This window comes from Actinoplanes sp. CA-252034, assembly GCF_050956125.1.
Classification (GTDB): domain Bacteria; phylum Actinomycetota; class Actinomycetes; order Mycobacteriales; family Micromonosporaceae; genus Actinoplanes.
This window is the reverse complement of record NZ_CP191846.1, coordinates 3,735,553-3,750,408: the sequence shown is the minus strand read 5'-3', so window position 1 is coordinate 3,750,408 and position 14,856 is coordinate 3,735,553. Positions and strand designations below refer to the sequence as shown.

Below are 14,856 nucleotides of genomic sequence, written 5' to 3'. Positions count from 1 at the left end.
CAAAGCCGATCTACAACCTGTCCCGACGACCGAACCCACCCACCGAACCCAACCACCGAACCCGACCGCCGGCCCTACCTCCTCCTGCCGACGCAAACGTTCTCCTCCGATGCGGGCGGCATGCTCGCCGCCGACGACGATTCGTCTCGCCACCGAAGCCGTTCCCGTCGCCGACGCCTCCCCAGGGCGGACCATCACCCTGGAACCGGCAGACCTGAGCCAACCGATCTTCGCTCCGGATCCGGTCGACCCTGCGGAACTGGCTCGTCCTCCGCTGGGCACGGGATCTCGACGGTGACAGTGGTCGGACCGCCGGCCGGGCTGTCGATCGTCAGGTGACCGTCGACCACACGCACCCGCTCCGCCAGACCGGCCAGTCCGCCGCCGGCCCGCTGGTATGCACCGCCCTGTCCGTCGTCATGGACCTGAAGCACGAGGATCCCACTCCGCAGAAGGACCCGGATCGTGGCGTTTCGCGCCTCACTGTGACGCCCGGCGTTGGTCAGCAGCTCGCACACCGTGAAGTAGGCGATGCTCTCCAATGCCGGCGGTGGTCGACTCGGGAGGTCGATCTGGACGGTCACGGGCACAGCGCTACCGGCTGCGACGGTGGCCAGCGCCGCCTCCAGGCCCGCGTCCAGCACCGGGGGGTGAATCCCGCGGACCAGATCGCGCAGTTCGGCGACCGCGGTGGCGAGGGTGGCCTGAGCCGTGTCGACCGCCGCCACGACCTGCTGGGTCGGCGCCTGGGCTCCGATCAGCTCCCGAACGATCGCCAGGTGCATGCCGACTCCGATCAACCGGGCCTGGGCTCCGTCGTGCAGGTCGCGCTCGATACGCCGCAGAGTGATGTCGGCGTCCTTGACCGCTCGATCCCTAGAGTCCTGGAGGTCGCTGATCCTCTGGTTGGCCCGGGTGGGCCCGAGGAGCCCACGGATCATCAGTCGCTCGACGCCCAGCACAGACCGCAGCATCCACGGCCCTAGCAGCAGGAGGATCACGCTGGTCACCAGGATGGCGAGCGCTTCGTATCCCAGCACGCCCTCGTAGAAGGGCAGATAGATGAGACTGATCAGCCCGTACGTATAGAAGCCACCGGCCAGCGCCAGCGAGAGCACCGCGACCGGCGGCTTGATCAGCGCGTACGCGAGGACGCGCCAGCTGACCGGATCACGGAGGACCGCGCGCCTCCACCCGAACAGCCCGCCTCCGGAGGTGACCGGCCGAGCCGGCGCGGGGACACGATCACCGAGCATCCGAGCTGCCAGCGCTCTCCGGCGGCCACCGAGACCGGAAGCCCCACGCAGAACGACGGCTAACAGCCACGTGCCGAGCGGCGTCAGCAGCAGCACGGTGCCGGCCAGGCTGCCCACGATCAGAAGGACAAAGCTGAGCAGGTCGATCGGCACGACCAGCAGAAGATAAGCCAGTCCGGTGCGCGAGCGACGGTCGAAGATCGCGGTCAATAGCTTCATCGCGGACAGCATGCCCCCTCCCCGTCTGCGAGCGCGATGGTGCCAGCACCCGGATCGATGGTTCGGATAACCGAACCATCGACCGCGTGCCTGCTCGACTGCGCTCGACGCGTTTCGCGACCAGCCTCAATGCATGCCTAGCATCGCCTTGACGTCACGGAAGGCTCTAGCGGCCACCGCCCTCGCCGGCCTGGGCCTGATCAGCGGCTCGCTGGTCGGCCCGGCTCGCCCGGAGCCGCCGGTTCCCCCGCCCTCGCTCCCCGCCTGGCTGGCCGAGCCCACCAAGCCACCCGACCCGGGCACGGCCACCCCGGCACGGATAGCCGGGTTCTTCGCTCATCTGACGCCCGCCGAGGCCGCCGGTCTGACCAGCCGCTATCCCGAGATCGTCGGCAATCTCGACGGCGCTCCCGTGCACCTGCGCTATACCGCAAACCAGACGCAGCGTCCGGCCTCGGCCGGCCGGCAGACACTGGTCTACGACGATCGCGGTGACGGCCGCATCGCCGAGGTGCTGGGTGATCTGGAGACTGCCACCCGGGTCGTCGTCCTTGTCCCGGGTTCGGACACCGAGTCGCCCGAGTTCGACACCGGGCACGGCGGGGTGCAGCGTCGCGCCATCGCGTGGCAGGCCCGCCAGCTGTTCGACGAGATCCATGCGACCGACCCGGGCGCACAGGTCGCGGTCATCGCCTGGCTCGGTTACGACTCGCCGGAAGGTCTCGACATCAACGCCGTCCGGGAGGACAGGGCCGCCGCCGGCGCCGAGTCCCTCCGCCGTTTCGTGGACGGCCTCGTGCTCGGCCACCCGGATCGTTCGATCACCGTCATCGGCCACAGTTATGGTTCCACCGTCGTCGGCCTGGCCGCACCCCGGCTCAGCGAGCAGGTCTCCGATCTGGTCTCGGTCGGCGGTCCCGGCATGGGCGTTGGCAGCCGCTCCGACCTGCACACCTCCGCCCGAGTCTGGGCGTGCGCCGCGCCGGGCGACTGGATCCGCCGTGTCCCAGGCGTGCGTCTGCTCAATCTCGGGCACGGCAGGTTGCCGTCCGAGCCGGACTTCGGGGCTCATCCGCTGCCATGCGACGACGTCGACGGCCACGACGGCTACTTCGATGCAGCCGCCTCCGCCCTGCCCGCGATGGCGGCCGTCGTCACCGGGCCCACCTCCGGCGGCACGAGCGCCATCCAGCAGGCGATAAGCATCGGCCGCACGATCGAGGATCCGCGATGATCATGGACGCTTTCGCGCTGCTCGCCCGCTGGGGCCGACCACGTACCCCGGCGCTTCGACCAAGAATCCCGGAGGCTGCTCCGGCACCGCGAGGCAGAGACGCTCGCGAGGAGCCGACCTCCGGCAGCGACGCAACCACTCACGTCAGCCACGAGCACTGGCCGCAACAGAGGGCCTCACCCGAGGGGACCGTCCACTCCAGTGTGCCGATCAGCCCACACGCTCAAAGTCGACAAGCCGGGCAGACCTCTCCCCATCGGTAGCGCCGCTCGCCGACCTCAGCCACTCCCGACCGGTGACGCCGATGCGCCAACCTCAGCCGCCCTCGACCGAAACGCCGTGCGCCTACCTCAGCCGCCCTCGACCGAAACGCCGTGCGCCGTGCGCCGTGCGCCGTGCGCCGTGCGCCGTGCGCCGTGCGCCGTGCGCCGTGCGCCGTTCGCCGTTCGCCGTTCGCCGTTCGCCGTTCGCCGACCTCAGCCTCTCCCTCGACTGGTAGCGCCGACGACAGCCTCTGCCGGGCGAACGGTTCGCCAGGCGAGGACGGATGCGGGGCCGGCGATCAGCGCAAGGACGTCTCCATCGAGTGGCTGGTCTCGACCGGGCGGAAGCCGAAGCGTTCGTTGATCGCCTGCATCGCGGCGTTCGATTCGGCGGTCCAGGTGTGCACGTGCCTGGCTCCCGGATGATGGGCTACGAGTTCACGCAGGTTGCGGGCCTTCGCCAGGCCACCGAGCCGATGGCCGCGGTGGACACGGCGCACGTAGGTGTCGTCCTGGTGGACGTGGACGCCGTCGCTCTCGACGAGAAGCTGTGTGTAACCCGCCGGCTCACCTGCAGCGGTGGTGATCACGGTAGTGACCAGGGCGTATCCGATGCGGCTGAGTCGCTCCTGATTGGTGCCGACCCGTTCGGCGTTCCAGGCGGCTGCTTCGACGTCGAGGTCGCCGGTCGGCACGTCGGCCGCCATCTCACCGGTGAGTCGGGCGAGCACCGGCAGCCAGTCGGCGGGCATCGGCCCATGCCACGAGTGGGTCTGGTAGCCGGCCGCCGGACGCTCGTGGGCGTCCAGGACCTGGGCCGGCGCGGGCAGGTCGAGGACCAGCCGGTCCTCGGCAAGACCGGAGGTGAAACCGCGTGCTGCCGCAAAACGGCCACCCGGCCAGTCACCGAGGGACCGTCCACGCGGGACGTGCACCTCGACGCTGACGGTGGTCCGGCCGGCCGAGGTGACAAGCTGGGACCCGGAATCCCACAGCGCGGCCCCGATGCCGCGGCCGCGGTGGGCGACCGGGACGGCGATGCCGATCTCAGCACGGTGCAGGTTCTCCTGACGCGCCCATTCGACGAGCATTCCCCCGATGCAGAGGCCGCCGTCCCAGGCGCCCCAGGCCTCGCGATGCCGGTTCGGGTTGGTGCCGTTGTCGGCGAGCGACCGCAGCTCGGTGTTCTTGGCGGTGACCAGCGCCGAATGCCGCTCCGCTGCCGAGCCCTCATGCCAGGCCTCGTACCAGGCGCCGGCCTCGGTTCCGTCGAACCTCGTCAGCATCCGGATCTCCATTCGAGGGAGCCTAGCCATGCGCGCGAAGACATCGACAGCGTTTATCGGGGTCAGGGCACCCACCACCTACCGCGACGCGGATGACGGCCGCCGCTCGGCGGATTCGGCCGAGCACTCCGATGGCATCGCCGGCTCACGGTCGGAAGCCGCCGCGAGTGCCCGACGACGACGGTGGGCCGCCGCCGCGAGTGCCCGACGACAACGGTGGGCCACAGCCGCCAATGCCCGACGACAACGGGCGGCGACGGACGGGAAAGCGCCCGCGACGACCGCGGCAATGATCGCCAGCAGTCCGAGCGCGGTGGACCGCCAAGGCCAGAGAGCGCCGGTGAGGTGCAGATGATCAGCCGAATACTCGGTGAACTTCGCCGTGGTGCGGGCGGTCGCACGGTCGGTGCGCTCGGCGAGATCGCGCAGCAGCGGATCCAGAGAGAACTCGTCGAGCCGGCGTTCGCTGTGCGGGAGGGTGACTTCGAGGCCCTGGTCGGCTGCCCAGTCGGCCATGTCCGGTGTGGGCCGGTCGACGCCGGGGACGATCAGCCGGTCCACCGAGGCGAGTCCGGCCGTCAGCAGCATGCCGTGGCGGGTCGTCACTGTCGGATGCACGGCCACCGGCACCGTCGTGGAGGCGAAGGACGTCCCGGCGTACACCTCGAAGGCCGCTGCGACGTCGATCTCGCCGACGCCGTCGGTGAGGCCGATGCCGATGGTGGGCCGCAGCCAGGGGAACGCGGCGTTCAACGCATAGGGCAGGTCTCCGACCGCCAGGTGCTGCTCCGCAATGCGGGTGGCCCTCCCGGGCGCCCAGTCATGGTAGGACACCTCACGTCCGACCCGGGTGGCCTCGGCCGGGCCGGCGAGCAGCTCGATGAGGCGCAGGGAGCCGGCCAGCCCCGAGGTGACGCCGGCGGTGGTGACGATCCGCCCGTCCTCCACGAACCGTTCGCCCGCCACCCACGTGGTGTCCGGGTGACGGTCACGCAGGCCGTCCAGGCGTTGCCAGAACGAGGTCGCCCGGCGCCCGGTGAGCAGGCCGGCGTCGGCGAGCACCTCGGCGCCCGCACAGACGCCGAGGACGTACGCTCCACGCGAGGCCTGCCCGGCGAGCCAATCCTGCAGCTCCGGTTCCTGCTGGACCACCGCGGGCACGACGACCACGTCGGGTGCGGGTGCGCTGCCGAAGGTGTGGTCGGGCACCACGCGAAGCCCACCGGAGAGCGAGACCGGCCGGCGTTGCGCGGACACGGTGTAGACGAGGAACCCGGAGGTCCGCGCGAAGGCCTCGTAGGGCAGCAGCGCGTCACTGACGACCGTTCCCTCCGCGCCGAGGAGCACGGCGACCACGGTCGGAGCGTCCGGCCAGCTGCGCGGTGCGGGCCAGTCGCCCCGGGCCGGGCCCGCACCGGGATAGCTGTCGCTCATGGTGACCGTCACCCCGCCGAGCACCACCCCACCGAGAACCGTGAGTGCCGCCATCAATCCGAGGAGGAACCGAAGCATGACGACCTCTCAGTGGTCGGGGTGGACAGTCCGCGCGGCCGGCCGTGTGTTCCGGCCCGCCGAGGGCGGTCTGCCGTAGTGGACGCCGTACAGCCGCCGGAAGTGGCGGGGGTCACGGAAACCGCATCGGGCCGCGACCGCTTCCACCGTCAGCGTCGTCTCGGCGAGCAGGTTCGCCGCCAGGTCAAGACGCAGGCGCTGCTGGTATTCGAGTGGAGTGCAGCCCGTCGCCGCGGTGAAGGCTCTGGTCAGGCCGCGTGGCGACAGGTTCGCCAATCTGGCCAGCTCATCGAGGGTGTGCGGGAGGTCGAGGTGCTGGGCGAGGTGGTCCTGGACGCGGTGGACGCCGGGATGCAGGTGGCCGCGGTGTTCGAGGAAGGGGCTGATCTGCCGTTGGCTGCCGTTCCGGCGGAGGTGGACGACGAGGTCCCGCGCCACGGCGGCGGTGAGGGCGGGGCCGTGGTCGCGTTCGATCAGGGACAACGCGAGGTCGATGCCGGCGGCGATGCCGGCACTGGTGCTGACCGGCCCGTCGTGGACGTAGAGCACGGCGTCTCGCACGTGGGCCCGGGGATACCGTGCCCGCATCAGGTCGACGAGCGACCAGTGCGTGGTGCACCGTCGGCCGTCGAGCAGCCCGGCCTCGGCGAGCACGGCCGCTCCGGTGCACACGGACGCCACCCGTGCCCCGGCCCGGACCGCCTCCCGTACCCACGTCACCGCTGCTTCCGGGACGTCGGGGCCCGGCGCCCGCAGCCGCGGCCCGGGGATCAGCACGAGATCGCCGGGTTCGACGGCGGGTAACGGCTCGAGCCCGGCGAACCGCAGTCCCTGCGCCGACCGCACCTCTCCGGGGCCCGCAGCCACGAACTCGAGGCGATATCCGGCACCCAGCTGTGCCGCCGCGTCGAAAGCCTGCACCGGACCGCCCAGGTCCAGCAGGTTCACGTCCGGCAGCACCAGCACGACCACGCGGCCTCTGACATCGTTCTCGCTGCTCACCACGTCGACGGTAGGCGGTCGGCGGCCGCGGGAGGAGGGCTGTGAGCGTCCCCCACCGGACGGATCCGGCAGCGGTGGTCTGCATGGATGCCCGTTCGTCGTGCCGGTGGAGACGGTGACGCCGGATCGCCGGGGGACCATTGACGTGTATCCGTCGGGGCCACCGTGCCTCGGCCGGCGATCGTCTTCGTGCATGGCGGGCCGGTGCCGCCCGAGTTGCGCCCGGCTCCACGGGACTGGCCGGTGTATCGGGGATACGGGTCGCTCGCGGCGGCACGCGGCGTCGTCGGGGGTGACGGTCGATCACCGGCTGCATCATTCGACCGCCTATCCGGCGGCGGCGGCCGATGTCGCCGCAGCCGTGCAGGTCGCCCGCGAGTCACCGCAGGTCGACGCGGACTGGATCACTGGCTGCGGACGCCACCGGATTGGCTGCGCTGCCTGGCGGCCACGTACCCTCTGCTCGCGCCTTTGACGGGTTGGCCCGTCGACCCGGCCTTGCGGCCGATCGAGGCGGTCACCACGGCCTCAGTGGTGAGAGCGCTGCGACGGATTTTCGGGGAGAAGTTCTCCGGGAACGCAACAGATCGCGGACTCGGCTGTGTAGTTAAGGATATGAGAGGTAACGGGTTCGAGGCGTTCCTACGGCAGAGCTCCCCGGCTCTGCTGCGTCTGGGGAACGCACTGACCCTTGATCGGGCCGCCGCCGAGGATCTCGCTCAGGAGACCTTGATCCGGGTCGGCTTGGCATGGTCCCGGGTTCGCCGGGACGGCAATCCGGTCGGGTATGCCCAGCGCACCATGGTCAACCTGTTCCTGAACGAGCGCCGTCGCCGCCGTCCGATTCCGGTCGCTGAAGTGCCTGATCGCGCCGCCGAGGACACCGCGCTGGCGTCGATCGACGAGGCCGCGGCCGTCCGTCAGCTCCTGGCCGGCCTGCCACCACAGCAGCGGGCCGCGATTGCGCTGCGCTACCTGGCCGACCAACCGGACGACCAGATCGCCACAGCGCTCGGGTGCAGCGCGGGCACGGTTCGGTCGTATCTCTCACGGGGCCTGGCGACACTTCGTGAACGCATGACGGCGGAAGGCTGAACTGACATGCCGGAGATTTTGAAGACGACCGATTTCGATCTCCCGGTGACGGAGGAGTTCCTGCATCGGGTCCAGCGCGGCGTGCGCCGTCGGCGAGCGTTCCGGGTGGCTGCCGCGGGACTCGCCGTTCTGGCTGTCACCGGTGTCGTCACCGTCACGCAGCTGAGACCGGCGCCCAGTCCGGTCACGGCGGCCTCCCCCACGGTTCCCGACGTGGACCGGTTCCTGATCGGCTACCTCCCGGACGGCATCCGGCTCGACGAGAAGCACGGCAGCAGGACGCTGATGATCAGGACGGACGGCACCGAAGCGGGTCCGTCCTCCAGCCCGCGGGACCTGAACGTGGTGGAGTCGATGCGCCGTTTCGAGCAGGCCAACGGCGGCTCGTATCTGTGGATCACCGTGTTGCGCCCGTCGGTGCCGCCCTCCGAGACGCTGCCGGCGACCACTTTCAACGCCCTTCTGAACCGTCAGCTGACCGGATCCGTCCTGGTCGAGAAATTCGACGTTCCCACCGGCAAGGCCCATCTGACCAGGCCATCCGCGTCGGCGAGCGCCGGGTACGGCATTGTGATCGCCGGCGCCGACCGCACCGTGATCACGATCGAGGCGAACACACGCGTGCCCGCCGACGTCCTGAAAGCGGTCGCCGCCGGTCTGACACCCGCCTGAACCGCGCTCCCCACGAGAGTGATCGCCTCACTCCCGCCGGAGCAGGGAGTCCAGCCACGACAGGAGCTGCTCGGCCTGTTCACGCTGCATGCTTCGCAGCCGTGACCCACCGGGTAGCGCGCAGTCGCGCCAGGCCCTGCCGGCGAGCCCGGCGAGCGCCACGTTCACATGCTCGTCGGGCGTGTCACGCCAACAGGACCGTCTCAGCACGGCTTCCGGATCGTGTCCGCACAACGCCAGGTCGGGCAGCAACCGGATCAGGTCCGTCCAGCCCGGCGCCGTCCACAGATGAGTCCAGTCGACGATTCGTAGCCGCCCCTCGGGCTCCCGGATCACGTTGTCGCGCCGCAGATCTCCGTGATGCAGCGCGACGCCCGGTGCGAGCACGGCGGTCCAGCGGGCCTCCAGCTCGGCGAGCCGCGCCACCGGCACGGAGATCGGCGGGGGCCGGCTCACTCCGAGCGTCGCCCAATCGCCGAGCAAGGGCACGAAATCATCGGCGTACGGCCGGACGCCCTCGATCGGACCTGATGCGAGCCGCTCGCGCATCCGGGCGGTGACCCGCAGCAACTCGTCGACGTCGGCGGTGGTCCATTCCTCCACGGCCGTCCCGTCGACCACCTCGTAGGCGGCTACCCGCCATTCGCCGCACGACCCCGCTCCCGCGAGCCGCGGCCCGAGATCACCGACCGTTTCGGCCAGAGCAGTCCCGGCTTCCACAGCCTCACCGAGGCCGTTCCCGATCGGCGCGGCCTTGACGAACAACCGAGCTCCGGACCGCCCGTTCACCACCGAGGCGATCGACGGTGTGAACCCGGCCTCCGCGGCCCGCTCCACCACGACCGGCTCCCCGAGCAGCCCGGCCACCCAGTCCCGAACCGCATCAGGCGCCTCGCTCAGCAACGGCCGCCGATCGACACTCACCACCGCCACTGTAGAGAGCAGATCACACGTCACCGACATGCTCAGCGCACATGCGACCGGTCACGTGCGGTTCGGTGAGGCCGCGCCGGCTGGCCGCCTCCGCAGAAAGTCACCGAAACACGCCGCTCCCCGGCGCCACGAACAGGGCGAGAGCGGCGCGTCATGCCGTCAGGAAAGAGTGGTATCGGCCCACTGTCGAATGACTCGGCGCCGGCAGACGAGCACTACGCCGGTTGCCGGCACGACTCCCGGGACCGGCCGACGAATTCCGGCCGACGGATCCCGATCGACGAATACCGGCCGGATCCGATCGGCGAATAGGGGCCGACGTAACCCAGCCGACGTAACCCGGCCCACACAGACAGCGGCCCACAGACACCGACCGACAGACACCGGCCCACAGACACCGACCGACAGTTACCGATCGACGAATGCGGGCCGATCGGATGGACGAGTACGGGGCGATCGAGAAAGCCGATCGACAGATGCCGGCCGGCGCAGACCCGCAGACGAAACCCGCCGACGGACAAGGCGACCGGCATCACCCGGAGAGCGCAACGGCCCAGGTCAGCCGAGAATGGCCGCGGCGAGCACGATGCCGAGCACAGCGCCGGCCGCACCGGCGGCAGCGGCGTAGAAGCCGAGCGGGCGGTCACCGAGGAAGCCGCCGACCAGGCCGAGGATGATGGCGACCAGGCCGAACATGAACGGCCAGAACAGGACGGCCAAGCCCGCGAACACGAAGGCGATGATCGTGCAGATACGGGCGGCGCTAACGGTCTGGCGGCTGGTGGTGTGCGACATCTCGGGCTCCTCCCGGCGACTTTCTTTGACGCCTCCTGTCTACCCAGGACGGGCGGTGGCCATACCTGAGCGGACCATCGCTCCACCACGGAAGCCGAGACGGCACAGCCGAACCGGCGCTCACGCGAGCATGCGGGCGAACTCCTCCGGGTCGATGACGGGGATGCCGAGTTGGGCCGCCTTCTTCGCCTTGCTGGTCGTGGTCTCCGCCGTCACGAGGGCGGTCGTCTTGGCCGACACGCTGCTGCTGGCCGATCCGCCCAGAGCCTCGATCCGCTCGCTCACCGTGGTGCGTGTGTAGCCGGGCACCGAGCCGGACACCACATAGGTCTGCCCGGCCAGCGGTTTCGCGCCGCCGTCGTCGACGACCTCCATGGTCAGGCCGAAACCGGTGAGACGATCGATCACGTCACCCATCGCGGCCAGGCCGTCGACGACGTGCTGCGCTTTGATCAGGCCCATCTTGTCGATCTCGGCGATCTCCTCGACGGTGGCCGCACGCAGCGCCGCCATCGACTTGAACCGGGCGGCGAGCCAGCGACCGACGCTGCGGCCGGTCATCCGGATGCCGAGGCCGGTGACGACCCGATTGAACGGCTGCTGCTTGCTCGCCTCCAGCCCGGCGATGATCCGCTCGGCGTTGGACCGGCCCAGCATCACCGTGCCCCCGGCGACTGTCTTTCCCACCGGCAGATCGGCGATGGCGTCGACGGTCAAGGCATACAGGTCGGCGACGTTGCGGGCCAGGCCCGCCTCGATCACCGCGTCACAGAAGGAGTCGCCGGCCCCGTCGACGTCGAGGGCCTCCCGGCTGCACCAGTAGGCCAGCGCGTTCGCCGCGGCGCACGAAGCGGTGTGGCAACGCCAGAGCAGGCTCGACCTGTCCCACGCCTCACCGCACTGGGGGCACACCTCGGGCGCCACCCAGGGGGTCAGGCCGTGTGGCTGGTCGCCGATGGGCGAGGTCACCCGGGGGATGACGTCACCGGCTCGCCACACCGCGACTTTCTGCCCGATGGCGAGCCCCTGCTCGGCGACCCACTGTGGGTTGTGGAGGGTGGCCTTGGTGACCGTGGTGCCGCCGACGACGACCGGGTCGATGATGGCGCGCAGGCTGATCCGGCCGGTCCGGCCGACCCGCACCTCGATGTCGCGCAGGTAGGTGGAGGCGGTGTCCGGTGGGTACTTGAAGGCGACCGCCCAATAGGGGGTGCGGCTGGCCAGCCCCAACCGGCGTCGGGTGGACTCGGCATCGGCCTTGATGACCGCGCCGTCGATCGGGAACACCAGGGTGGCCCGCCGGCTGCCGATCACCTCGATCGCCGTGTTGACCTGCTCGGCCGTGAAGCACTCGCCGGCGACCTCGGGGATCAGCCGGCAGGCGGCCGGGAAGCCGAGCTCCTCGGCCCGGTCCATCCGCCCCAGGTGGGTGCCGGCCGGGTCGACGCCGTCGCCGGTGATCTCGTAGGTCGCGAACGTCATGGGCGCCTCGTAGGCCCGGTCGATGCTGCGGATCGCCCCGGCGACCGCGCCCCGCGAGTTGACGAACGGCTTGCCACCCGCGGCGACCCGGTTGGCGCCGGCCGCCTCGAAGTCGTCGACGGTCATGTAGACCTCGCCGCGCACCTCACCCGTCCAGGGTGCGGTCAGCTCGGCCGGCAGGCCGGTGATGCCGCGCCGCACCTGGGCGGTCACGTCCTCGCCGGTGGTGCCGTCGCCGCGCAGTGCCGCGAGAACGAGCCTGCCGTCGACATACTCCGCCCGGATCGCGAGCCCGTCGAGCTTCACCTCGACCAGGCAGGCGTCGCCGCCCAGGGTGGCGACGAACGCCTCGACCTCCTCCGGCGTCTTGATCTTGTCTAGGGAGAGCATCGCCGTCGGGTGCCGCACGTCGCCGCCCGCAGAGGCCCCCGCGGCCACTGCGGTGGTGACGCCCCGGTCGTCCCACTCCGGATGCTCGGCCACCGATGCCGCGATCCGGTCGGCGAGCTCGTCGTATTCCCCGTCGGTCATCACCGCGTCGCCGGTGTCGTAATAGACCCGAGCCGCCCCACGAGCCGACTCGACGGCCTCGTCGAACGCGCCGCGATCCTCGAAGGGAGGGGCTGAGCCGGAGGAGCCGAAGGCCACCTCAGAAGACGACAACCCGTCGGTTTCCGGTGAACGATTTACCATGCCCGAAGGGTACGGCCAGGGTCCGACAAAAATTCGCCGCTTCGGATCCGTGACACCACCCGGGGGCACCGCTGGAGCCGCTCGTCGAGGAACCGGCCACCGGCCAGTGTCCGCCGCGAGCGTCACCGGGCGTCCGGAGCTGCGCGTCCACGTCGACCGGCATGCCGGGCAGGCTAATCACTCGATCGGATCGGCGGCACCGGTGCTCCGGTGAGGTAGGCCCGGATCCGCCGCACGTGACCGGGCCGCAGCCCTCGGCTCTCGTCCGGCGCGATGGTCAGCGCTCTCCCGTCCGCCGCCCAGGCCGCGCATTCGTCCGCGTGGTGCCCCACCTCGACGTCGTCGGTCCAGACGAGCGGCCGCCCGGCCTCGACGACCCGCCGTGCCGCATCGATCTTGGCAGCGCAGGCCTCCATCCCCTTGACGGGCTCGGTGAACGCCCGGGGAAGCACCGGAAGGCCGAACGCCTCCTCGATCGCGTCCGCGTCACTGCACCAGGTGGTGCACCAGACGACCTCGGCGAGCCCTTCGTCGTGGACGGCGCGAACGGCAGAGACGAGGCGTGGCTCGTAGCGGATCCGATAGTCGTAGGCGTCGGCGCGGGACCAGACCTGCACGAGGTGCGGCCGGGAATGCCACCAGCCGGCACGGAACGCGTTGATCACACCGTCGACGTCGAGCAGCCAGACCGGTTTCACGTCTTCCCCGAGAGCAGCGCGCGGATCCCGGCAACATAGTAGGGGGCGTCGGTCTGCGGCAGGAGCAGCCGCTGCAGGATGTAGCCCTGCACGAGGCTGAGCATGGCCGCGCCGACCTGGTCCGGTGTCACCTCGGCGGGCAGGTTTCCGGCGTCCTGCCAGCGCCGGGCCGCCTCCGCGCAGTGGCCCCGAAGCCGGACCACGACGTGGGAGACGCGGGCGAGCACGTCCGGATTACGAAGAGCCTCGGACCATGTCTGTACGGCCAGACGCGTCATGTCGGCCCCGATGACGGGATGGTGGATCAGCTGCCCCGCGATGCCCTCGACCATGGCGCTGGTCACGTCGGCCGGTGATGGGACGGCGTCCCCGGCCAGCAACTCGCCGAACACGTCGTCAGCGGTCGACATGACGAACTCGGCGACAGCCTCGATCAGCTCGTGCTTGCTGCGGAAATAGCTGTAGACGGCGCCGGCGGACAGCCCCGACTCGGCGATGATCCCGGCCATCGAGGTGGCGTGGAACCCGTTGGCGGCGAAGAGCCGGGCGGCGGCCGCGAGGATCTCGGCCCGGCGTCCGGCGCGGTGTGACTCGGTGACCCGTGGCATGCGCCAAAGCTAAAACGAACGGTCATTCTTGACAAACGGCAGCCATCGGTGGACTCTGAAAAACGAACAACCGTTCTCTTAAAGGAGTCGACATGACCAGCGACAAACCGTCGTCCTGGCCGCAGGTCGCCGCGACGGTCGGGCTGCTCACGGTCATCATCAGCGTGCTGCTCACCGCCTTCGCATGGCCGGCCGTCCGGTCCACGGTTCACGACATCCCGATCGCCGTGGTCGGGCCCGCCCCCGCCGTGCAACAGGTCACCGCCGCCCTCGAGCAGCGCCTGCCCGGCGCCTTCGAGATCACCGCGGTCGACAGCACGGCCGCCGCCGAACAGCTGATCCGCGACCGGGAGGCGTACGGTGCCATCGACCTGAGCAGCGGAAAGCCGCAGGTCGTCACCGCCTCCGCGGCCAGCGCCCCGGTGGCGCAGACCCTGTCCGCCCTGGCCGCAGGTCTGGCCCAGGGCGAGACGCCCGCCGTGGCGGCCCGCGACCTGGTCCCGCTGCCGTCCGACGACCCGCGCGGCGCCGGCCTGGCCGCCGGGGCCCTGCCCCTGGTCATCGGCGGCATCATGGCCGCCGCCCTGCTCACCGCCCGCCTGCGCGGCGCCGCACAGCGGGTGACCGGCGCGCTGGCCTTCGCGATCGCCGGAGGCCTGGCGATGGCCGCGATCCTGCAGTTCTGGCTGGGCTCGCTGAGCGGCGACTATCTCGCCAACGCGGGCGGGATCGCGTTGAGTGTCGGCGCCACCGCTCTCACCCTGCTCGGACTGGAGTCGCTGCTCGGTGTGGCCGGCCTGGGCCTGGGCGCGGCGACGATGATGCTGGTCGGCAACCCGCTGTCCGGGGTCTCCTCCGCCCCGCAGATGCTGCCCGGCTGGTCCGGCGAGCTCGGCCAGCTGCTGCCGCCCGGCGCCGGTGGGTCGCTGCTGCGCTCGACCGCCTTCTTCGACGGCGCCGGCGCGACTCACCCGGTCGTCGTCCTGTCCTGCTGGCTCGCCCTCGGCGCCCTGCTCTGCCTGGCGAGCGCCGTGCGATCCCGCCGCCGGACGGCGCCGGCCGCCGCCGAGCCGGCCGCGCGGGAGACCGCGACGGTCTGACCGGCGCA

General features: G+C 70.8%; 13 protein-coding genes. 4 read left to right on the top strand and 9 right to left on the bottom strand.

The genetic code is table 11. The features are described from left to right. Nucleotides 1-194: 194 nt before the first annotated feature. Nucleotides 195-1,475, bottom strand: coding sequence for a sensor histidine kinase (locus ACQPZW_RS16870; RefSeq protein WP_433795826.1), 1,281 nt, complete (start codon nt 1,473-1,475; stop codon nt 195-197). A gap of 133 nt (nt 1,476-1,608) precedes the next feature. On the opposite strand from ACQPZW_RS16870, the gene ACQPZW_RS16865 reads away from it, so the two are divergent. Then, nucleotides 1,609-2,709 (top strand): alpha/beta hydrolase, encoded by a 1,101-nt coding sequence (locus ACQPZW_RS16865; protein WP_433795825.1) that lies wholly within the window; start codon nt 1,609-1,611, stop codon nt 2,707-2,709. A 562-nt stretch (nt 2,710-3,271) separates the two neighbouring features. Here ACQPZW_RS16865 and ACQPZW_RS16860 read toward each other — a convergent pair. The 3 genes from ACQPZW_RS16860 to ACQPZW_RS16850 all read right to left on the bottom strand — a co-directional run bounded on the left by ACQPZW_RS16860 (nt 3,272) and on the right by ACQPZW_RS16850 (nt 6,772). After that, nucleotides 3,272-4,270 carry a GNAT family N-acetyltransferase gene (locus tag ACQPZW_RS16860; protein WP_433795824.1) on the bottom strand — a complete coding sequence of 333 codons (999 nt, stop codon included), beginning with the start codon at nt 4,268-4,270 and terminating at the stop codon, nt 3,272-3,274. A 66-nt stretch (nt 4,271-4,336) separates the two neighbouring features. Further along, nucleotides 4,337-5,770, bottom strand: a complete 1,434-nt coding sequence (locus tag ACQPZW_RS16855; protein WP_433795823.1) for a DJ-1/PfpI family protein — start codon at nt 5,768-5,770, stop codon at nt 4,337-4,339. Between the two features lie 9 nt (nt 5,771-5,779). Continuing rightward, on the bottom strand, nt 5,780-6,772 hold the full coding sequence (locus ACQPZW_RS16850; protein WP_433795822.1) for a GlxA family transcriptional regulator: 993 nt from the start codon (nt 6,770-6,772) through the stop codon (nt 5,780-5,782). A gap of 615 nt (nt 6,773-7,387) precedes the next feature. Between ACQPZW_RS16850 and ACQPZW_RS16845 the strand changes: the two genes are divergently transcribed. After that, nucleotides 7,388-7,867: a SigE family RNA polymerase sigma factor gene (locus tag ACQPZW_RS16845; RefSeq protein WP_433795821.1), complete on the top strand. Its 480-nt coding sequence runs from the start codon at nt 7,388-7,390 to the stop codon at nt 7,865-7,867. A 6-nt stretch (nt 7,868-7,873) separates the two neighbouring features. Further along, nucleotides 7,874-8,539: a hypothetical protein gene (locus tag ACQPZW_RS16840; RefSeq protein WP_433795820.1), complete on the top strand. Its 666-nt coding sequence runs from the start codon at nt 7,874-7,876 to the stop codon at nt 8,537-8,539. A 27-nt stretch (nt 8,540-8,566) separates the two neighbouring features. On the opposite strand, the gene ACQPZW_RS16835 is transcribed toward ACQPZW_RS16840, so the two are convergent. The 5 genes from ACQPZW_RS16835 to ACQPZW_RS16815 all read right to left on the bottom strand — a co-directional run bounded on the left by ACQPZW_RS16835 (nt 8,567) and on the right by ACQPZW_RS16815 (nt 13,748). Next, nucleotides 8,567-9,463 carry a phosphotransferase gene (locus tag ACQPZW_RS16835; RefSeq protein WP_433795819.1) on the bottom strand — a complete coding sequence of 299 codons (897 nt, stop codon included), beginning with the start codon at nt 9,461-9,463 and terminating at the stop codon, nt 8,567-8,569. A gap of 567 nt (nt 9,464-10,030) precedes the next feature. Then, nucleotides 10,031-10,267: a hypothetical protein gene (locus tag ACQPZW_RS16830; protein WP_433795818.1), complete on the bottom strand. Its 237-nt coding sequence runs from the start codon at nt 10,265-10,267 to the stop codon at nt 10,031-10,033. A 120-nt stretch (nt 10,268-10,387) separates the two neighbouring features. Continuing rightward, the gene (ligA, locus tag ACQPZW_RS16825) at nt 10,388-12,442 is read right to left on the bottom strand and encodes an NAD-dependent DNA ligase LigA (RefSeq protein WP_433795817.1); all 2,055 of its coding nucleotides are present in this window, start codon (nt 12,440-12,442) and stop codon (nt 10,388-10,390) included. Between the two features lie 173 nt (nt 12,443-12,615). Continuing rightward, nucleotides 12,616-13,140 (bottom strand): HAD domain-containing protein, encoded by a 525-nt coding sequence (locus ACQPZW_RS16820; RefSeq protein WP_433795816.1) that lies wholly within the window; start codon nt 13,138-13,140, stop codon nt 12,616-12,618. Next, complete coding sequence (locus tag ACQPZW_RS16815) at nt 13,137-13,748, bottom strand: TetR/AcrR family transcriptional regulator (protein WP_433795815.1); 612 nt, start codon at nt 13,746-13,748, stop codon at nt 13,137-13,139. Before ACQPZW_RS16815 ends, ACQPZW_RS16820 begins: the two co-directional genes overlap by 4 nt. 92 nt (nt 13,749-13,840) lie before the next feature. Here ACQPZW_RS16815 and ACQPZW_RS16810 point away from each other — a divergent pair, with 92 nt between their 5' ends. Continuing rightward, nucleotides 13,841-14,848: a hypothetical protein gene (locus ACQPZW_RS16810; RefSeq protein ID WP_433795814.1), complete on the top strand. Its 1,008-nt coding sequence runs from the start codon at nt 13,841-13,843 to the stop codon at nt 14,846-14,848. Nucleotides 14,849-14,856 lie beyond the last annotated feature (8 nt).